Source organism: Streptomyces endophytica (genome assembly GCF_026153355.1).
GTDB lineage: Bacteria > Actinomycetota > Actinomycetes > Streptomycetales > Streptomycetaceae > Streptomyces > Streptomyces endophytica.
In genome coordinates this window covers 6,515,985-6,535,369 of the sequence record NZ_CP110636.1, presented here as the reverse complement: position 1 = coordinate 6,535,369, position 19,385 = coordinate 6,515,985, and the positions used below count along the sequence as shown (strand labels likewise).

Annotated in this window: 17 protein-coding genes; 10 read left to right on the top strand and 7 right to left on the bottom strand. The window is 71.3% G+C overall.

The features are described from left to right. Positions 1–74 precede the first annotated feature (74 nt). The 3 genes from OJ254_RS29170 to OJ254_RS29160 all read left to right on the top strand — a co-directional run bounded on the left by OJ254_RS29170 (position 75) and on the right by OJ254_RS29160 (position 4,670). On the top strand, positions 75–1,478 hold the full coding sequence (locus tag OJ254_RS29170; protein ID WP_265364782.1) for a nucleobase:cation symporter-2 family protein: 1,404 nt from the start codon (positions 75–77) through the stop codon (positions 1,476–1,478). A gap of 48 nt (positions 1,479–1,526) precedes the next feature. Next, the gene (locus tag OJ254_RS29165; RefSeq protein ID WP_265364781.1) at positions 1,527–2,930 is read left to right on the top strand and encodes an 8-oxoguanine deaminase; all 1,404 of its coding nucleotides are present in this window, start codon (positions 1,527–1,529) and stop codon (positions 2,928–2,930) included. Positions 2,931–3,218: 288 nt separating this feature from the next. After that, positions 3,219–4,670 (top strand): nucleobase:cation symporter-2 family protein, encoded by a 1,452-nt coding sequence (locus OJ254_RS29160; protein ID WP_265364780.1) that lies wholly within the window; start codon positions 3,219–3,221, stop codon positions 4,668–4,670. 95 nt (positions 4,671–4,765) lie between these two features. On the opposite strand, the gene OJ254_RS29155 is transcribed toward OJ254_RS29160, so the two are convergent. Then, positions 4,766–5,653 carry a chitosanase gene (locus tag OJ254_RS29155; protein ID WP_265364779.1) on the bottom strand — a complete coding sequence of 296 codons (888 nt, stop codon included), beginning with the start codon at positions 5,651–5,653 and terminating at the stop codon, positions 4,766–4,768. A 305-nt stretch (positions 5,654–5,958) separates the two neighbouring features. Here OJ254_RS29155 and OJ254_RS29150 point away from each other — a divergent pair, with 305 nt between their 5' ends. Next, positions 5,959–7,344 carry a M20/M25/M40 family metallo-hydrolase gene (locus tag OJ254_RS29150; RefSeq protein WP_265364778.1) on the top strand — a complete coding sequence of 462 codons (1,386 nt, stop codon included), beginning with the start codon at positions 5,959–5,961 and terminating at the stop codon, positions 7,342–7,344. A gap of 9 nt (positions 7,345–7,353) precedes the next feature. Here OJ254_RS29150 and OJ254_RS29145 read toward each other — a convergent pair whose 3' ends face one another. Next, positions 7,354–7,899 carry a MarR family winged helix-turn-helix transcriptional regulator gene (locus OJ254_RS29145; RefSeq protein ID WP_265364777.1) on the bottom strand — a complete coding sequence of 182 codons (546 nt, stop codon included), beginning with the start codon at positions 7,897–7,899 and terminating at the stop codon, positions 7,354–7,356. A gap of 70 nt (positions 7,900–7,969) precedes the next feature. Here OJ254_RS29145 and OJ254_RS29140 point away from each other — a divergent pair, with 70 nt between their 5' ends. Then, positions 7,970–8,686: an SDR family NAD(P)-dependent oxidoreductase gene (locus OJ254_RS29140; protein WP_265364776.1), complete on the top strand. Its 717-nt coding sequence runs from the start codon at positions 7,970–7,972 to the stop codon at positions 8,684–8,686. Between the two features lie 72 nt (positions 8,687–8,758). Here OJ254_RS29140 and OJ254_RS29135 read toward each other — a convergent pair whose 3' ends face one another. The 4 genes from OJ254_RS29135 to OJ254_RS29120 all read right to left on the bottom strand — a co-directional run bounded on the left by OJ254_RS29135 (position 8,759) and on the right by OJ254_RS29120 (position 12,899). Next, positions 8,759–9,853: a M20 family metallopeptidase gene (locus OJ254_RS29135; RefSeq protein WP_265365355.1), complete on the bottom strand. Its 1,095-nt coding sequence runs from the start codon at positions 9,851–9,853 to the stop codon at positions 8,759–8,761. 104 nt (positions 9,854–9,957) lie between these two features. Beyond that, complete coding sequence (gene aceB / locus OJ254_RS29130; RefSeq protein WP_265364775.1) at positions 9,958–11,586, bottom strand: malate synthase A; 1,629 nt, start codon at positions 11,584–11,586, stop codon at positions 9,958–9,960. 283 nt (positions 11,587–11,869) lie between these two features. Then, positions 11,870–12,448, bottom strand: coding sequence for a nucleotidyltransferase family protein (locus OJ254_RS29125; RefSeq protein ID WP_265365354.1), 579 nt, complete (start codon positions 12,446–12,448; stop codon positions 11,870–11,872). A gap of 226 nt (positions 12,449–12,674) precedes the next feature. Continuing rightward, positions 12,675–12,899, bottom strand: a complete 225-nt coding sequence (locus OJ254_RS29120; RefSeq protein WP_265364774.1) for a hypothetical protein — start codon at positions 12,897–12,899, stop codon at positions 12,675–12,677. A gap of 397 nt (positions 12,900–13,296) precedes the next feature. On the opposite strand from OJ254_RS29120, the gene OJ254_RS29115 reads away from it, so the two are divergent. From OJ254_RS29115 to OJ254_RS29105, 3 genes are all read left to right on the top strand, one after another. After that, a complete protein-coding gene (locus tag OJ254_RS29115) occupies positions 13,297–14,631 on the top strand; it encodes a serine/threonine-protein kinase (RefSeq protein WP_265364773.1) in 1,335 nt (444 codons plus the stop codon). Then, positions 14,574–15,182, top strand: a complete 609-nt coding sequence (locus OJ254_RS29110) for a hypothetical protein (RefSeq protein WP_265364772.1) — start codon at positions 14,574–14,576, stop codon at positions 15,180–15,182. Before OJ254_RS29115 ends, OJ254_RS29110 begins: the two co-directional genes overlap by 58 nt. 212 nt (positions 15,183–15,394) lie before the next feature. Beyond that, positions 15,395–15,685 (top strand): DUF5955 family protein, encoded by a 291-nt coding sequence (locus OJ254_RS29105; RefSeq protein WP_265365353.1) that lies wholly within the window; start codon positions 15,395–15,397, stop codon positions 15,683–15,685. A 135-nt stretch (positions 15,686–15,820) separates the two neighbouring features. Here the strand turns inward: OJ254_RS29105 and OJ254_RS29100 are convergent, their stop codons facing one another. After that, positions 15,821–16,624 carry an IclR family transcriptional regulator gene (locus OJ254_RS29100; RefSeq protein WP_265364771.1) on the bottom strand — a complete coding sequence of 268 codons (804 nt, stop codon included), beginning with the start codon at positions 16,622–16,624 and terminating at the stop codon, positions 15,821–15,823. A gap of 268 nt (positions 16,625–16,892) precedes the next feature. Here OJ254_RS29100 and OJ254_RS29095 point away from each other — a divergent pair, with 268 nt between their 5' ends. Continuing rightward, positions 16,893–17,681: an aspartate/glutamate racemase family protein gene (locus tag OJ254_RS29095; protein WP_265364770.1), complete on the top strand. Its 789-nt coding sequence runs from the start codon at positions 16,893–16,895 to the stop codon at positions 17,679–17,681. Positions 17,682–17,724: 43 nt separating this feature from the next. Beyond that, positions 17,725–19,272: an NCS1 family nucleobase:cation symporter-1 gene (locus OJ254_RS29090; protein WP_265364769.1), complete on the top strand. Its 1,548-nt coding sequence runs from the start codon at positions 17,725–17,727 to the stop codon at positions 19,270–19,272. The last annotated feature ends 113 nt before the right edge of the window (positions 19,273–19,385 follow it).

Sequence of the window (19,385 nt, the reverse complement as noted above, 5' to 3'; positions counted from 1 at the left end):
ACGCAACGCCGTGCCCCGCCTCCCCTCCTCGCCCCGCAGCGGGGAGGGGGCGCGGAATCCGAGGGGAACGACCCATGGCACAGCATTCGCAAGTCCCGCACCATCCCTCGTCCCCGGTCCATCCGGTGGACGAGAAGCCGGCGGCCAGGCGGCTCCTCCCCGCCGCACTCCAGCACATCGCCGCCATGTACGCCGGCGTCGTCACCCCTCCGCTCATCATCGGCCAGGCCGTCGGCCTGGACACCGCGGGCCGGACCCGGCTGATCGCCGCCAGCCTGCTCATCGCCGGGCTCGCCACGCTCCTGCAGACGCTCGGCATCCGGAAGTTCGCCGGCAACCGGCTGCCGTTCGTCAACGCGGCCAGCTCCGCCGGCATCACCCCGATGCTCGCCATCGCCGAGACCACCGCCAAGGGCCACCAACTCCCCGCCATCTACGGCGCGGTGATGGTCGCCGGGGTGTTCTGCCTCGCGATCGGCCCGTTCTTCGGGAAGCTGCTGCGGTTCTTCCCGCCGCTGGTCACCGGCGTGGTGATCACCCTCATCGGGGTCACCCTGATGCCCGTACCGGTCGGCTGGGCCCAGGGCGGCGACAAGCACGCGGCCGACTTCGGCGACATGAAGAACCTCGCGCTCGCCGCCTTCACCCTCGTGGTGATCCTGCTGATCCAGCGCTTCACCCAGGGCTTCGTCAAGCAGATCGCGCTGCTGATCGGCCTGGTCGTCGGCACCCTCGCCGCGATCCCGTTCGGGATGGCGAGCTTCGAGGGGCTGCGTTCCGCCCCGGTCGCCGCACTGCCCACGCCGTTCTCCTTCGGCCCGCCCGAATTCCAGCCCGCCGCGATCCTCTCGCTGTGCATCGTGATGCTGGTGCTGATGACGGAGTCCTCGGCCGGCATGCTGGCCCTCGGTGAGATCTGCGACCGGCCCACCACCGGCACCACCATCACCCGCGGGCTGCGCACCGACGGCATCGCCACCCTCCTCGGGCCGATCTTCGGCGGCTTCCCGACCAGCGCCTTCGCGCAGAACGTCGGAGTGGTCTCGCTGACCCGGGTGCGCAGCCGGTACGTCGTCGCGCTGGCCGGCGCCGTGCTCCTCGTCCTCGGCGCCTTCCCCGTCCTGGGGGCCGTGGTCTCGCTGGTGCCGATGCCGGTGCTCGGCGGCGCGGGTATCGTCCTGTTCGGATCGATCGCGGTCAGTGGTATCCGTACGCTCTCCGAGGCCGGTCTCGACGACAGCTCCAACATCATCCTGGTGGCCGTGTCGCTCGGCGCGGGCATCATCCCGCTCGCCGCGCCGACCTTCTACGCGGACTTCCCCGCCTGGGCACAGACCGTGCTCGGCTCCGGGATCAGCGCCGGAGCACTGGTCGCGGTCGCGCTCAACCTGTTCTTCCACCATCTCGGCACCCGGAGCACCCCACGGGCAGCGGTACTGTCAGCCGCCTCGCCCGGCTCCGGCACTCAAATCCCCTAGGGCCATGCCGTGCCCAACCGCCATCACCGAAAGTACGAGGACAGCACCATGGCTGCATCGGCATCCCCTGACAGCGCGGTGAAGCAGCGCATCGTCATCGAGAACTGCGCCATCGCCACCGTCGACGCCGACGACACCGAGTACGCCACCGGCTATGTGGTCGTCGCCGACAACATCATCGAGTCGCTGGGCGCCGGCAAGGCCCCCGAGGGTCTGGAAAACGTCGTCCGCCGGGTCGACGGCACGGGCCACCTGGTCACCCCCGGCCTGATCAACACCCACCACCACTTCTACCAGTGGATCACCCGCGGCCTGGCCACCGACCACAACCTGTTCAACTGGCTGGTCGCGCTGTACCCGACCTGGGCCCGGATCGACGCGCAGATGCTGGCCGCGGCCACCCAGGGCTCGCTCGGCATGATGGTCAAGGGCGGCGTCACCACCGCCTCCGACCACCACTACGTCTTCCCGCACGGCTCCGGCGACCTGGTGAGCGCCGAGCTCGCCGCGGCCGCCGAGATCGGCGCCCGGATCACCCTGGCCCGCGGCTCCATGGACCGCAGCGAGAAGGACGGCGGCCTGCCGCCGGACTTCGCCGTCGAGACCACCGAGGGCGCCCTGCTGGGCACCGAGGAGGCCATCGACAAGCACCACGACGCCTCCTTCGGCTCGATGGTGCACATCGCCGCCGCCCCCTGTTCACCGTTCTCCATCTCCACCGAACTCCTGCGGGAGGGCGCCAAGTTGGCCCGCCGCAAGGGCGTACGCATGCACACCCACGGCTCGGAGACGGTGGAGGAGGAGAAGTTCTGCCACGAGCTGTTCGGCATGGGCCCGACCGACTACTTCGAGTCCACCGGATGGCTCGGTGAGGACGTGTGGATGGCGCACTGCGTCCACATGACCGACTCGGACATCGCGGCCTTCGCCCGGACGAAGACCGGTGTCGCCCACTGCCCGTCCTCCAACGCCCGTCTGGCGGCCGGTATCGCCCGGGTCCCGGACATGCTCGCGGCCGGCGTCCCGGTCGGCCTCGGCGTCGACGGCACCGCCTCCAACGAGTCCGGCGAACTCCACACCGAGCTGCGCAACGCCCTGCTGATCAACCGCCTCGGCAGCCACCGCGAGGCCGCCCTCAACGCCCGCAAGTCCCTCCGCCTGGGCACCTACGGCGGCGCGCAGGTCCTCGGCCGGACCGCCGAGATCGGCTCGCTGGAGCCCGGCAAACTCGCCGACCTGGTGCTCTGGAAGCTCGACGGACTCGGCCACTCCTCCATCGCCGACCCGGTCACCGCGCTGGTCTTCGGCGCGGCCGCACCGGTCACCCTCTCCCTCGTCAACGGCAAGCCGGTCGTCGAGGACAACCACCTCACCAACGTCGACGAGGACGCCATCGCCCGCACCGCGCGGGCCGAGGCACAGCGTCTGGCCCGGATCGCCGCCGAGGGCTGACCCCCGGCGCGGCACCCGCCGCCGACGCAACCCCCGACTCGGCCGGGAGGGACGGCTCCCGGCTGAGCTTGTGGATCCGAGCGGGATCCGCAAGCGCCGGACCCCGGGGGTGCGGGACATCTCGTACCCCCGGGCCGGTCGGCCCAGCTCGCCCGTTCCTGCGCCACAAGCGCGGTCCACCACCCACGCTCACCAGGCGACTTCTCCACCCCGCACCACATGGCAAGCCCTCCGTGACAGCCTCGCCTCGCCGGCCCCGGCGACGCAGAAATCGACAGGAGGCCCGCAGTGGCCGCAATTACCGGGCAGAAGTCGGAGGGGGACCGGAAGCATCCGGTCGACGAGACCCTCCCGCCCTTCAAGATGTTCACCAGCGGCCTGCAGCACGTGGCCGCCATGTACGCGGGCGTGGTGGCCCCGCCGATGATCGTGGGGCCGGCCTGCGGGCTGAGCGCCACCGAGACCGCGTTCCTGATGGGTGCCAGCCTCTTCACCGCGGGTATCGCCACCCTCCTCCAGACCCTCGGGTTCTGGAAGGTCGGTGCCAAGCTCCCGTTCGTCAACGGCGTCTCGTTCGCCGGCGTCACGCCGATGGTCGCCATCGGCAAGGCCCAGAGCCCGGAGCACGCCCTGCCGATCATCTTCGGCGCGGTGATCGTCGCCGGTGTGCTCGGCTTCGTCCTCGCCCCCTACTTCTCCAAGCTGGTCCGGTTCTTCCCACCGGTCGTCACCGGCACCGTCATCACCCTGATCGGCGTCTCGCTGCTCCCGGTCGCCTTCAACTGGTCGCAGGGCGGCAACGCCAAGGCACCCGACTACGGTTCGCTGACGAACATCGGGATGGCCGCGCTGACCTTCCTGATCGTGCTGGTCCTGCGCCGGGTGCTGCGCGGTTTCCTCCAGCAGATCGCCATCCTGCTCGGCCTGATAGCCGGCACCCTGATCGCCATCCCGGTGGGCATCACGCACTTCTCCGCGATCACCAAGGCGAGCCTGATCGGTTTCCCGACGCCGTTCCACTTCGGCGCCCCGGAGTTCGACATCGCCGCGATCGTCTCGATGTGCATCGTGATGCTGGTCTGCATGACCGAGTCGACGGCCGACATGCTGGCCCTCGGCCGGATCGTCGACCGCCCGGCGGACGAGCGCACCATCGAGGGCGGACTGCGTGCCGACACCCTCGGCACGGCGATCAGCCCGCTCTTCAACGGCTTCGCCAACAGCGCCTTCGCCCAGAACATCGGCCTGGTCGCGATGACGAAGGTGCGCAGCCGGTTCGTGGTGGCGACCAGCGGCCTGATCCTGATCGTGCTGGGACTGTGCCCGGTGGCCGCGTCGGTCATCTCGCTGGTGCCGCTGCCGGTCCTCGGCGGCGCCGGGATCGTGCTCTTCGGTTCGGTGGCCGCCAGCGGCATCCAGACGCTGGCCAGCGCGGCGATGGAGAAGGGCGACAACGCGCTGATCGTCGCGGCCGCCGTCGGCATCGGCCTGATCCCGATCGCCGCGCCGGACTTCTACCACAACCTGCCCAAGGACCTGCTGGTCGTGCTGGACTCCGGCATCAGCACCGGCTGTCTGGTCGCCATCGTCCTCAACCTCGCCTTCAACCACTTCGGGAGACGAGACACGGACGCGGAGGCAGCGGAGGCCGCGCAGGGCGCCGATCCACAGATCCCGCAACAGCCCGCCCGCGGCGCGGTGGACGACAGCGGGGAGCCGGCGACGACCCCGGCCCACTGACATTGGGTCCCGCGGCATTACGGAACCCCCACGGCAACGGCCCGTAGGGAAGCGGCAACCGCCGTTCTCCTACGGGCCGTCGTGGGTCTCGTGGCTCAGCCGATGTGGTAGCCGTCCCCGTAGACCTTCCAGTCCAGCGGGGTGTGCAGATCGAGGTTGCCGTTCTTCAGGAACACCCGCTGCTCGGTGTCCACCCGGCTGGTGTCGCTGTGCGCCTCTTCCTGCTTCATCGCCCAGACCCGGGCGTCGAGGAAGGCGTTGAGGTACGTCTTCTCGTCGCCGCCCTGGGCCGGCGGCTTCGCCTTGGCCAGCGCCCGCTTGCGGATGCCGGAGAAGCTCGTCGGGTCGTCGCCGTCACCGTGCATCACGATCGCGTCGTAGTACGCGAACTGGCCCAGGACGCCTATCCCGTCGGCCTTGCCCTGCTTGACCGCGGGGTTGAAGTAGACCCGGTCCCGCTCGTCGTTCTGGGCCTGCTGGAACGCCGGGTCCTGGGCGGCCTTCTTCCAGTCCTTGGTGTAGTTGGGGTCCAGGCCCTCGTGCGAGTCGCTGCCGTCCACCTTGCGCAGCGCGGGGAGGTACTTGGCGAGCACGTTGCCGGGCTTGCGCTGGGTGTAGAGCTCGACGAGTTCGAGCATGTCGTGGGTGCCGGAGCAGAAGCCGATGATGCCGCCGGTGTAGCCGCGGCCGTCGCCGATGTCCTCGATGTACTTGTACTGGGCCTTCCAGTCCAGCGAGGAGTTCTCCGCGCTGGAGACCAGCTGCATGGCGATCTCCTTCTTCGCCGGGTCGTCCAGGCCGGTCGCGGCCCGGGCGGTCCGCGCGGCGTCATGGGCGGCGGCCGGGCGGTGGTGGTCCGCGGGAGTCGCCGTGGTGGCGACGGCCGTGGCGGGGACGGCGAGGAGGGCGAGGCCGAGGGCGACCCGGACGGTGGTCCGGGAGAGCAGGGGGCGGGGCGTGCCGTTTGTCGATCGGGTGCGCATGGAGTCAGTCCTCCAGTCAGGCGAGCCGTGGGGGGTTCGGGATTCCCCAATCGTTAGGAAGCTTTCCTACCAGACTCCGTGGAGGCCGTACACCGTCCGGGCGGACCTAACTCCCGTTCGCCGGACCGCCGTTGCCCACTGTGGCGGCCCGCGCGGCCGGGCCGGGGGGTGAACGGGCCGCGCGGGCGCCGCGCCGCATCCCGCCCCTCGCCCCGTTATGGCCGATATGCTTTCTTCGCCCTGAAATGACGTCAGTACGGCAGGTGTCCCGCACCATTTCCGGTGCCATGGAGAGGGGTTCCGCGGTGAATCAGGAAGCCAACGATCCGCACGTCCGGAGCGCCGGCGCCCCGGCCCTGGAGGACACCGTCGACGCCCTGATGGACGGGGTGTGCGCCGACCTCAAGCGGCTCGCTGCCATCCCCTCGATCGCCTTCCCCGGCTTCTCGCCCGAACCGGTCCTCCAGGCCCGCGACCTCGTCGTGGCCCTCCTCAGGGACGTCGGCGTGGCCGACATCGGCGAGCTCAACCTCCCGCACACCGCGCCCGTCATCACCGGCTCCGTCCCGCCGCCCACCCCCGACGCCCCCACCGTCCTGCTCTACGGTCACTACGACGTCCAGCCGCCCGGCGACGAACGGCTCTGGTCCTCCCCGCCGTTCGAACCCACCGACATCGAGGGCGGCATCCGCGCCCGCGGCATCGCCGACGACAAGGCCAACCTCATGGTCCACATCGGTGCGCTACGGGCCTACCGCGGCCGCCCGCCGGTCGGCATCCGGATCGTCTTCGAAGGCCAGGAGGAGTACGGCAGCGTCTTCGAGGACTACCCGCCCACCGAGCCCGGCCTGTTCGCCTGCGACGCGATGATCATCGCCGACACCGGCAGCATCCGCCCCGGTACGCCCACCCTCACCACCGCCCTGCGCGGCTCGGTCGTCGTCCACGTCGAGGTCCGCACCCTCAACTCCGCCGTGCACAGCGGCGAATACGGCGGCGCCGCCCCGGACGCCCTGATCGTGCTGCTCAAGGCCCTCGCCACGCTCCACGACGTGCACGGCGACGTCGCCGTCGAGGGCCTGCGCCGCGAACCCTGGGACGGCACCACCTTCACCGACGACGAGTTCCGCGAACTGGCCGGCGTCCCGCACGGCACCCCGCTCGTCGGCTCCGGCGGCCTCGGCGAACGCCTCTGGAGCGGCCCCGCCCTCACCGTCACCGGCCTGGACGCCCCGTCCGTCGAGCGCGGCGCCTCGGCCGTCGTCCCGTACGCCCGCGCCAAGATCAACCTCCGCATCCACCCCCGGCAGGACCCGCACGAGGCCCAGGCCGCCCTCGTCCGCCACCTGGCGCGCCTGCGCCCCTTCGGCATCCCCCTCACCGTCACGCCCACCGACGCCGGCCCCGGATACGAGGCGGCCACCGACGGCCCCGCCTACCGCGCCGCCCGCACCGCCCTGCGCCGCGCCTGGGGCGCCGAACCCGTGCACACCGCCACCGGCGGCTCCATCCCGCTCGTCAACGGCCTGGCCCGGGCCGTACCGGACGCCGAGATCCTGCTCTTCGGCGCCGAGGACAACCTCTGCAACCTGCACGCCCCCGACGAGCGCGTGCTGCTCTCCGAACTCCGCGCCGCGCTGCTCGCCGAGGCGGCCTTCTTCGCCGAATACGCCGCCACCCACCGCATTTGACGGGCCCGCTCAGTCCTCGGCGTGGGCGGTGCGCCGTCGGACATCGGTCATCAGCTTCTCCAACAGCGTGATGAGGGTGTCGCGTTCGTCCGTCGACAGATCACTGACGAGGGTGGCCTCGCGGCCCAGGACGGCGTCCACGGAGCGCTCGATCAGCGCATGGCCGTCGGGCGTCAGCGACACCAGCACGGTCCGGCGGCCGGTGGTTCCCGCCCTGCGCCGGACCAGGCCGTCCCGCTCGGCCCGGGCGACGCGCTGCGAGATGGCACCGGCGGTCACCAGCGTCAGTTCGGCGATCTCGCGGGTGCTGAGGGTGTACGGCGGCCCGGAACGCCGGATGACGGACAGCAGGTCGAGCGTGGCCGCATCGATCCCCGCCTCGCGCAGTACCCGGTTGCGGTCGTTGGTGAACAGCTTCCCCAGCCACCAGAGGGGCGTGACGATCTCGATCGACTCGGTGGGGGTGCCGGGGCGTTCCCGCCGCCAGGCCGCGGCGATCCGTGCGGCGGGATAGGCGGGTACGAAGTCCCCTGCTTCTGCGGTGGGTTCAGCCACGTGTGACCCCTTGATCCGTTGCGTGTACGGTTGTGTTTAGGTCTAAACGTAGCAGCGAGGAGGAGGACCCGTGACCCGCACCGTGCTCGTCACCGGAGGAACCAGCGGCATCGGCCGCGCCATCGCCGCAAGGTTCGCCACCGACCATGCGGAGGTCCACATCACCGGACGCCATGCCGACACCGTCGCGGCGGCCGCCGAGGAACTGGGTGTGCACGGCGCGGTCTGCGACGCCACCGAACCCGGCCAGGTGGAAGAACTCACCGCCCGTTTCGGCGCGTTGGACGTCCTGATCAACGCGGCCGGCGGCCTGCCCCAGGGAGCGCCGGACGACGGATCGGCCCTGGCGGCGGTACTGGCCCAGTGGCAGGCCAACCTGGCGCAGAACCTGCTGGGCGCGGTCCTGACCACGACCGCGTTTCAGGACAAGCTCACCCCGGGCGGTGCCGTCCTCAGCATCGGCTCGATCGGGGCCGAGCGCCGGGGCGGCTCCTACGGCGCGGCCAAGGCCGCACTGGCCGCGTGGAACGCCGCACTGTCGGCAGACCTCGGCCCCCGGGGCATCACCAGCAACGTCATTTCCGCCGGCTACATCGCCGGCACCAACTTCTTCCACGGGCAGCTGACCGACGAGCGGCAGAGCGCGCTCGTCGCGGAGACGCACAACAAGCGGCCCGGCACGGTCGAGGACATCGCCGAGACGGCGTACTTCCTCGCCTCCCCGGGTGCCCGGCACATCACCGGCCAGACCCTCCACGTCAACGGAGGGGCCTTCACCACGCGGTGAGGGGCGGTCCGGGGAAGGCGGCGCCCGCCGCCGGGTCCGGTGACACGGCGGCGGGCTGCCCGTCCTCCCCTCCTACGCCTGCTGAATCGCCGTGACCAGGCCGGCGACGAGGTTCGCCCGTTCCACCATGGTGTCGACGACCAGGTATTCGTGGTCGGCGTGCGCGCCGCCGCCGACCGCTCCGAGGCCGTCGAGCGTCGGCACCCCCAGCGCGGCCGTGAAGTTGCCGTCGCTGCCGCCGCCGACCGCCCTGGCTTCGAGGCCGGGAAGCAGCTGCTGGGCCAGCGCGAAGAGCTCGGCCGATGCCGACTCGAGCATCGGCGGGCGGCCGATGCCTCCCTCCACCGTGACCTCCGCCTCCGGCAGATGCGGAGCCAGCGCCGCGAACGCGGACTCGATGCGCTCCTTCTCGTCGGCGGACTCGACCCGGACGTCGACGATGACGGTCGCCTCCGCGGGGACGACGTTGTCGAGGGTGCCCGCGGACGCGACGGTCGGGGTGACGGTCGTGCCGATCCCGGGCCGGCCGAGCGCCGCGATGTCCAGCACCTGGTGTGCCGCTTCGACCAGGGCGTTGACCCCCGCCGCGGGCTCCAGGCCGGCGTGCGACGCCCGGCCCTTGATGCGGACCCGGAACGTGCCGCAGCCCTTGCGGCCGGTCTTCAGCGCCCCGCCGTCCGCGGCGCCCTCGAAGACCAGCACCGCGCCGCAGGCAAGCGCCCGTTCCTCGATCAGCGCACGGGAGGAGCGCGAACCGACCTCCTCGTCGGCGGTCACCAGGATCTCCACGCCCGACCGGTCGTCGAGCGCCGCCAGGCCGTGCACGGCCTGCACCAGACCGCCGAGCATGTCGAAGACCCCGGGCCCGGTGGCATGCCCGTCCTCGACCCTGAACGGGCGGCGCTCCAGGGTGCCGAGCGGAAACACCGTGTCATGGTGCCCGAGGATCAGTACCTTGGGCTCGCCGCCACCTGACCAGCGGACATGCGGTCCGGCCTCGCTCTCCACCAGGACGGCCCGCCCGCCGAGGCGGTTCTCGAGGACGGCGGCGACCGTTTTCGCCGAGGCCCGCAAGGCGTCGAGATCACGCGAGGGAGACTCGATCTCGACGAGTGTCCTGAGGTCCTCGATCATCGCGTCGACACTCACGTCGACCGCCTTGCGCATCGTCACGGGGTAAGCGTACGCGGCAGGAAGCGGCCCCAGCCGGCTGCGTGCCGAAGGGCCGGTACGGCGGTCCGTACCGGCCCTTCGGCGCTGTCGCGGGGTGCTCAGCCGAGCAGTTCGTACGCGGGCAGCGTCAGGAAGTCCGCGTAGTCCGCGTCCAGGGAGACCTTCAGCAGGAGGTCGTGCGCCTGCTGCCACTTGCCGGAGGCGAAGGCGTCCTCGCCGATCTCGTCGCGGATGGCGGCGAGTTCCTCGTCGGCGATCGTGCGGACCAGATCGGCGGTCACCTTCTTGCCGTCCTCGAAGGTGACCCCGGCGTCCACCCACTGCCAGATCTGCGAGCGCGAGATCTCGGCGGTGGCGGCGTCCTCCATGAGGCCGAAGATGGCGACGGCACCCAGGCCGCGCAGCCACGCCTCGATGTAGCGGGTGCCGACCTGGACGGCGTCCACCAGGCCCTGGTAAGTGGGCTTGGCTTCCAGGGAGTCGATCGCGATGAGGTCGGCCGCCGCGACGGAGACGTCCTCGCGCAGACGGTCCTTCTGGTTCGGCTTGTCGCCGAGGACCGCGTCGAAGGACGCGCGGGCGACCGGGACCAGGTCGGGGTGGGCGACCCAGGAACCGTCGAAACCGTCCCCGGCCTCGCGGTCCTTGTCGTTCTTGACCTTGGCCAGCGCCTTCTCGTTGGCCTCCGGGTCGCGGCGGTTGGGGATGAAGGCCGCCATGCCGCCGATCGCGTGCGCACCGCGCTTGTGGCAGGTGCGGACCAGCAGTTCGGTGTAGGCGCGCATGAACGGGGCGGTCATGGTCACCGCGTTGCGGTCCGGCAGGACGAACTTCGCGCCGCCGTCACGGAAGTTCTTGACGATGGAGAAGAGGTAGTCCCAGCGGCCGGCGTTCAGGCCCGAGGCGTGGTCGCGCAGCTCGTAGAGGATCTCCTCCATCTCGTACGCCGCGGTGATGGTCTCGATGAGCACCGTGGCGCGGATGGTGCCCTGGGGGATGCCGACGTAGTCCTGCGCGAAGACGAAGATGTCGTTCCAGAGGCGCGCCTCCAGGTGGGACTCGGTCTTCGGGAGGTAGAAGTACGGGCCCTTGCCCAGGTCCAGCAGCCGCTTGGCGTTGTGGAAGAAGTACAGGCCGAAGTCGACCAGGGCGCCGGGAACCGGGCGGCCCTCGAACTGGAGGTGCCGCTCCTCCAGGTGCCAGCCGCGCGGGCGCATCACGACGGTCGCGAGCTCCTCGGCGGGCTTCAGGGCGTACGACTTACCGGACTTCGGGTCGGTGAAGTCGATCCGGCGCTCGTAGGCGTCGATCAGGTTGATCTGGCCACCGACGACGTTCTCCCAGGTGGGGGCGGAGGCGTCCTCGAAGTCGGCGAGCCAGACCTTGGCGCCCGAGTTGAGCGCGTTGATGGTCATCTTCCGGTCGGTGGGACCGGTGATCTCCACCCGCCGGTCGTTGAGCGCGGCGGGCGCCTCGGCGACCTTCCAGCTGTCGTCGGCGCGGATCTGCGCGGTCTCCGGGAGGAAGTCCAGCGTGCTGGTCCGGGCGATCTCCGCACGGCGCCCGGCGCGGCGGGCGAGCAGTTCGTCACGGCGCGGGGTGAACCGGCGGTGCAGCTCGGCGACGAAGGCGAGCGCGGCGTCGGTGAGGACCTCGTCCTGCCGTTCCGGGGTGTGGGCGGGGTCGACTTCGACGATGGCCAGCGGGGACGGCGCTGGTGCGGACATGAGCTGTCACTCCATTCAGCGGCGGTGCCTGGCGGCCGCCGGGACACGGGCGGCACGGGGTGCCGCGGGCTCCGAGATACGGTCGCGGGCGCCGTCTGGATTCAGGGCGCTTCTGACCAGTGGAGACTAGTTTCCTTATCGCGGAACTTCAATGGTTTGTTGATATCGAGATTCTCAGGGTCGACAGAAGTGGTGATCGAATGGCTCTCGGTGCCACGCCGGTCACTCTCCATTACGGTCCCTCCACGGGTGTGCGGGCCCGGTGAACCACGCCGGCCGGGCCTCACTCCAGGCGGTGCAGGTCCTCCGGGGTGTCGATGTCGTACGGCTCGGCGATGTCGCCGCACTCGACCAGCGTGAGCGCCTTCACATGCCGCTGGAGGTAGGCACGGGCGCCGCGGTCGCCCTCCGCGCTCGCGGCGATCCCGGCCCAGCGCCCGGCCGCGAAGAGGACGGGGTGACCGCGCCGGCCGTCGTACGCGGCCGCCACCAGGTCCGCGCCCGCGGCGTACGCCGCGATCAGCCGGGCCACCGCCGCGGCGCCGATGCCCGGCTGGTCGACCAGCGACACCATCACGGCGTCCGCCCCCTCGCCGGCCAGCGCGGCGAGCCCCACCCGGAGCGATGAGCCCATGCCCTGCGCCCAGTCGGGGTTGACCGAGACGCCGTACGCCGCGAGGTCGGCCCGGGCGCGTACGGCGTCGGCGGCCGCGCCGAGCACGATGTGCACCGGCCGGCAGCCGCCGTCCCGCAGGACCCGTGCCGCGTGCTCGACCAGCGGCCGTCCCCGGTGGTCGAGCAGTGCCTTCGGCCGTCCCCCCAGACGCCGGCCGCCGCCCGCGGCGAGCAGCAGACCGGCCACCCTCCCCTCGGGCCGGGGCGTCGCGGACTGCGCCTGCGGCGCCTCGAAGGCTCCGATCGCTTCCGGGGATTCGTTCGCTTCGGAGGGTTCGTTGGCTTCGGAGGCGTGGGGCGCTTCAGGGGTGTGGTGCGCTTCGGAGGTTTCGTCCGGCGATGTCGGTGCCATGGGGACTGCTTACCTCATGGCACCGCGCGTCGCGGGTCGTTGGCCGTCGTCGCCCGCGGGCTCAGGCCGCGTCGTCGACGGAGCGCTGGCGGGGGATGTTCGGCCGGAACCGGTCCCGCAGGTGGTGTGTGCCGTCCTCCACGCGCCGCCGCTCGCTCACGTAACGGTGTATGTGCTCCAGGGTGATTTCCGACGCATCGGAAAGGCCGTACGCGTGGCAGATGAGCTGGACGACGCTGATGTTGCGACGGTTCGGTCCGGTGTCGGGGCCGGTGTGGGGCTCCATGCCGTTCTCCGATTCAGTGATATGCCGGATATTTCCTCGGAGGGAAGAATGCTCCCACTTGCCCCCCTGTACGCATCGATTCGGCCACGCCCACGCCAACGGGTGGCAGGGGGAACGTATGTACACACGACGCATGACGCATGGTCAGTTCACTACGGGGAAGGGCCGCGTGACGGTGCGTCGGCGTGCCCTGGAAGCCCGCGGTCAAGCCCCGAACGCGGCCGGAGTCGCCGCGAAATGCGGTCGCGAAACCGGCGCTTCGGACAAGGCGCCCCCCTGCCGGCCGGCGATGTCACGGTGCCGCGTGCGGCCGGATAAGGTTCTGCCCCGTTGTGGGCAATCGTGGCTGTCTGCCGGTGGGGCAGACCGGGCCATTTTCTGAAGTCGGGGGACGTTCGTGGTGAACAGTGTGGGCTCGTCCGGGATCTTCCAGCCGTTGGAGGGGGACGACCCGCGGGCGATCGCGGGCTACCGCCTCACGGCCAAGCTCGGCGCCGGCGGCATGGGCAAGGTCTACCTCTCGTACACGCCCGGCGGGCGGCCGGTGGCCATCAAGGTGATCCGGCCCGAGTTCAGCGAGGACGCGGAGTTCCGCCGCCGCTTCAAGCAGGAAGTGCAGTCCGCACAGCGGGTGCAGGGCCTGTTCACCGCGCCGGTCATCGACAGCGACGCGGACGGTCCGAGCCCCTGGCTCGCCACCGCCTACGTCCCCGGTCCCTCGCTCTCCGCGGCGGTCGCCGAACACGGCCGGCTCCCGGTCCCGACGGTCCTGCTGCTGGTCGCCGGCATCGCCGAGGCCCTGCAGGTCATCCATGGTGCGGGGATCGTGCACCGCGACCTCAAGCCGTCCAACGTGCTGCTGGCCGCGGACGGCCCACGGGTGATCGACTTCGGTATCGCCCGGGCCGCCGACGCGACGTCGCTCACCAGTAGTGGCGTCACGGTCGGCACGCCCACCTTCATGGCGCCCGAACAGGCCGCTGGCAGCGCCATCAGCCCGGCCACCGACGTCTTCGCGCTGGGCCAGGTCGCGGCGTACGCGGCGATCGGCTCCCCGGCGTTCGGTGAGGGCACCTCGCACGGCGTGCTCTACCGCATCGTCCACGAGGAGCCGGATCTGACCGGACTCCCCGAGGAACTGCGGGAGTTGGTCGGCCGCTGCCTCGCCAAGGACGCCGCGGACCGGCCGTCGGTGGCCGAGGTGATCGAGCTGTGCGGGGCCGCCTCCGGGCAGACCCAGCTGCGCCGTCCCGAGGACTGGCTGCCCAGCGCCGTCGCCGCCGACATCACCACGCGGACCGCGGCCCCGGCACCCGTACAGACCCCGCCGCCCCCGCTGGAGGCACCGACCGCGGGCGCCCCGGCCCGGCCGGCGCAGCCGCCCGCGCCGCCCGCCCAGCCGCCGGTCCAGCCGGCGCCCGCCGTCCCGCCGGTGCCGACCGAGCTGAACCACCCGCAGACCCCGCCGCCGGGCTTCGGCCCCGCGGCCTACGCGCCGACCGTCGGCGCCACCGCGCAGGGGCGCCCGCCGCCACGGGCCCCACGCCCACCGCCCCGACCGCTGCCACCCCGGCCGGCCCGACGGCCACCGGCCCCACCGCCGCCTACCCGGCCGCCGCCGCGCCGGCCCCGCAGCCGCCGAAGAAGAAGCGCAAGGGCCTGGTCACGGCGCTGGTGCTGGTCTGCCTGCTGGCTTTCGCCGGTGCCGGCGGCGGGGTCGTCTACGCGCTGATGAAGGACCACGGCCAGACGAAGAAGGACCAGGCCGACGGCAGCACCAAGGCCAAGACCAGCGGCGCCTCGCCCACGCCGAGCGCGGACCCGACCGGGACGCCGGGCGGGGACGGCACGGGCACGCCGGCCGCACCCGTGCAGGACCCGACGCCGGTCGACTTCAAGGACATCAACCTGCCGGACGACTACCACCTGTCGATGGCCGACGAGTCGATGAAGCCGACGAACTCGGACAACGACACCGACGTCGACTTCTCCTACCAGGACAACAGCTACTCGGACGACCAGGTCTCCACCGACAACGGCAAGCTGGTGCTGCTGAACCCGGGTGAGCAGGGCTCGCTCGACACCTGCCGCAACGAGACCCGGTTCACCGAGAGCATCCTGACCAAGCAGCTCACCAAGGGCGCGCAGATCTGCCTGACCACGGACTACGGCCACGTCGCGCTGATCACCTTCAAGGGCTTCGCACCCAAGTCCGACCCCAGCAGCTACATGACCGTCGACGTCCGGGTCTGGCGCAACGCGGTTCAGCCGAAGCAGGACTGACCCGCACGACCCCGTCCGGCACCACCGCACCCGCACCGCCTCACCCGCCCACCCCCTCAGGGGGTGGGCGGCAGGGATGTTCGGATGTGGTGGTTTTTTCGCGCTCCGTGTGGCGCAGGCACCACACAGTGGCGTTAACTGTCCCGCATTGTGGGACGGGCAACGGCTCGGGAGGCGCCGTCGTTGTGGAACAACTGCAGGGTGACGTACGGGTGACCGGGGTCGACGGGGACCCGCGGGTGGCGGAGCTGCGCGGGGCGGTGGCCCGGCTGCGGCGCCAACTCGCCGTGCTGCCGGGGGAGTTACCGGATCGGGCGGCCGCCGACGAGGAGCTGGCCGCGCTGGATGCGATGGTCAGTCACGGGTTGCCGGAGGTGCCCCGGCTGCGCCGTTCGTTGCTGCTGATCGCGGGGGCGGTCGGTTCGGTGAGTGCGCTCTCGCCCGCGTTGAGCGAGGTGCGCGCGGGCATCGACCGCTTCGGCTCGCTGCCGGGCGGCCGGTGACCAGGACGGTCGGTGATCGACAAAGCCGGTGACCCGGAGGGTCGCGATCGACAAAGCCGGCGACCGGGACGGCCGCGATCGGCGATGCCGGTGACCGGGACGGGCGTGCCGCCCCGGCCGGGACTCCCGTGGTCGTTACGCCGGCGTCTGGTTTGCCAGGGCGACCGACAGCTGGGCCGCGACGTCCTGCAGTACCGGGACGATCTTGTCCGTCGCGGCCTCCGTCACCCGGCCGGTCGGGCCGGAGATCGAGATGGCCGCGGAGGTGGGGGAGTTGGGCACCGGCACCGCGAGGCAGCGGACGCCGATCTCCTGCTCGTTGTCGTCGACCGCGTAGCCGAGCCGGCGGACGTCGGCGAGCGCGTCCAGGAAGTTCTCCGGATCGGTGATCGTCTTCTCGGTCGCGGCGGGCATGCCCGTACGGCCGAGCAGCGCGCGGACCTCCTCGGGCGGGTGGTTGGCCAGCAGGGCCTTGCCGACGCCGGTGGAGTGCGGCAGGACGCGGCGGCCGACCTCGGTGAACATCCGGACCGCGTGCCGGGACGGGACCTGGGCGACGTAGACGATCTCGTCGCCGTCGAGCAGCGCCATGTTGGCGGTCTCGCCGGTCTCCTCGACCAGGCGGGCCAGGAACGGCCGGGCCCAGGTGCCCAGCAGGCGGGACGCGCTCTCGCCGAGCCGGATCAGCCGGGGACCGAGCGCGTACCGGCGGTTGGGCTGCTGGCGGACGTACCCGCAGGCGACGAGCGTGCGCATCAGGCGGTGGATGGTGGGGAGCGGCAGTCCGCTGCTGCCGGAGAGCTCGCTCAGGCCGACCTCGCCACCGGCATCGGCCATCCGCTCCAGCAGGTCGAAGGCGCGCTCGAGGGACTGGACACCGCCGCTGGCGCCTGCGGGCTTGGCTTCGGCGGCGGAGGTGCTGGCGCTGGACGGCGGCACGTCGCGTTCCTTTCGGGGCGGGTCAGATCGGTCTCGGCTGGGACTTGCGGGCGCCGGGCCCGACCGCGCCAGCCTACCGGTCCGCTCACGTTGACACATCGGCCTTCGCACACTCGTTCTCGCCGGTCAGGCCCTCTTTGTCCCACCGTAGGGGCTGTCGTGCAGGGCGGTAGCCGCGATCCCTTGACGGTGCCAGTGGCCGTAGCTACGTTCTGCTGCGCGAAACCTACTGTCCATTCTGTGGAATCCTCCAAATCGTTGGAGCGTCATGCGCATACTCGTCATGAACCCGAACACCACGGCTTCCATGACCGCGTCGATCCGCGCCACCGCCCTCGCGGCCGCCGCCCCGGGCACTGAAATCCTCGCCACGGAACCCCTGTGGGGACCGGTGTCGATCGAGGGACATTTCGAGGGCTACCTCAGTGCCGCGGCCGTCCTGGACCGGCTCGCCACTCTCGACACCCCCTTCGATGCCCTGGTCATGGCCGGTTTCGGGGAACCCGGCAGGGAGGGCGCCCAGGAACTCCTCGACGTCCCCGTCCTGGACATCACCGAGAGCGCCGCCCAGATGGCGATGATGCTCGGCCACGCCTACGGCATCGTCACCACCCTCGACCGCGCCGTACCGCAGATCCAGGACCGGCTGCTGACCGCCGGACTGCTCCAGCGCTGCGCCGGCGTCCGCGGCACCGGGCTCGGGGTGCTGGAGCTGGAGGAGGACCCGGAGCGCACGGTCGAGGTGATCATCCAGGCCGCCCGTGCGGTCGTCCGGGCCGGCGCCGAGGTCATCTGCCTCGGCTGCGGCGGGATGGCCGGACTGGACGAGAAGGTCGCGGCGGAGCTCGGGGTGCCGGTCGTCGACGGGGTCGCGGCGGCGGTGAAGTTCGCCGAGGCGGTCGTCGGGCTCGGGCTGACCACCAGCCGGACCCGCAGCTTCGCCCCGCCCCGGCCCAAGGCCATCGGCTCCTGGCCGCTGAGCACCCACCTCGGCCTGGGGCGCGACCGGGACTCCTCCTGTTACACAGATTTTTCCGCACAGACATCAGACATCTGACAACCACCACCCTAAGCTCCACCCAACCTGCCTGGGAGGACACGTGACCACATCCCCGCAGCACCCGCAGCCGGACCCGCGGCTCTTCAACGCCGACCTCGCGCCGGCCGCCGAGCGCACCTGGGGCACGTACAGCATCTTCGCGCTCTGGATGTCCGACACCCACGCGATCAGCAACTACGCCTTCGCCGCCAGCCTCTTCGTGCTGGGCCTGCCGGCCTGGGAGGTGTTCCTGGCCCTGCTGGTCGGCATCACGATCGTCCACTGGCTGATGAACCGCATGGGCCATGCCGGCCACCGGACCGGCGTGCCCTATCCCGTACTGGCCCGCGCGAGCTGGGGCGTCTACGGCGCCAACATCCCCGCCCTCCTCCGGGCGGTCATGGCCGTGGCCTGGTACGGCATCCAGACCTGGCTCGCCTCGACGGCCGTGGTCCTGCTGACCCTGCAGATCGCGCCGGGCCTGGAGGCGTACGACCACAACTCGGTGCTCGGCCTGTCCACCCTGGGCTGGGTCGCGTTCATGGTGATGTGGGGGCTGCAGGCCGTCCTGCTCACCCGCGGCATGGAGTTCATCCGCAAGGTCCAGGACTTCGCGACCGGGCCGGTGGTCTGGCTCGTGGTGCTGGCGCTCGCGGTCTACCTGGTGGTCAAGGCGCACGGGGAGATCTCGCTGACCCGCAGCCTCACCGGGCTCAGCGGTTCCGCGCAGCTCCACCAGAGCCTGATAGCGGTCAGCCTGACCGTCGCCACCTTCCTCACCCTGGTCCTCAACTACGCCGACTTCGCCCGCTTCACGCCCGACCACCGCTCCTACCGCCGCGGCAACCTGATCGGCCTGCCGGTGAACTTCACCGCCTTCGCGGTGGTCGCCGTACTGGTCACCGCGGGCACCATCGCGGTCTTCGGGGAGGCGATCTACGACCCGGTGAAGGTGATCCAGAAGATCGACGACCCGGTGGTCACCGTCATCGGCGCACTGGCCTTCATCGTCGCCACCATCGGCATCAACGTGGTCGCCAATTTCGTCTCGCCCGCCTACGACTTCGCGAACCTCGCGCCGAAGTACCTCGACTTCAAGCGCGGCGGCATGATCACCGCGGTGCTGGCCGTCGTCGTCATGCCCTGGAAGCTGTACTCCTCGGCGCTGGTGATCCAGTACTTCCTCGGCGCGCTGGGCGCCTTCCTCGGTCCTCTGGTGGCGATCCTGCTCGTCGACTACCACCTGGTGCGCCGGGGCCGGATCGACGTCGACGCGCTCTTCTCGGCCGATGCCGCGGGCGCGTACTTCTACCGCCGGGGCTACAACCCGAAGGCCGTGATCGCCTTCCTCCCGGCCGCCGCGGTCTCCGCCGCGCTCGCCCTGGTCCCGGTCTTCGACGCGCTTGCGCCGTTCTCCTGGATCTTCGGGATGGGGCTGTCCGGCGGGATCTACGCCGCGGTCTCCCGCCGGGACCGGGTGCCGGCCGGGACCGGTCCGATCCCGGACGCCATCATCCCCGCGCAGGTCAGCCCGGCGGCGGGGGCGCGGACGGACGAGGCCCGGGTCGCCGGCCCGGCGGTCGCGCCGGTGGCCGCGGAAGGGTCTTGACGGGCCGGGATCCGGAGTGAAGACTCATTCAACAGACTGTTGAATTCAGAATTCCGGATTCCGAATTCCGGATTCGCTAGCGCCGCCGGCGACATTCCGCCGCGCCGCCACGC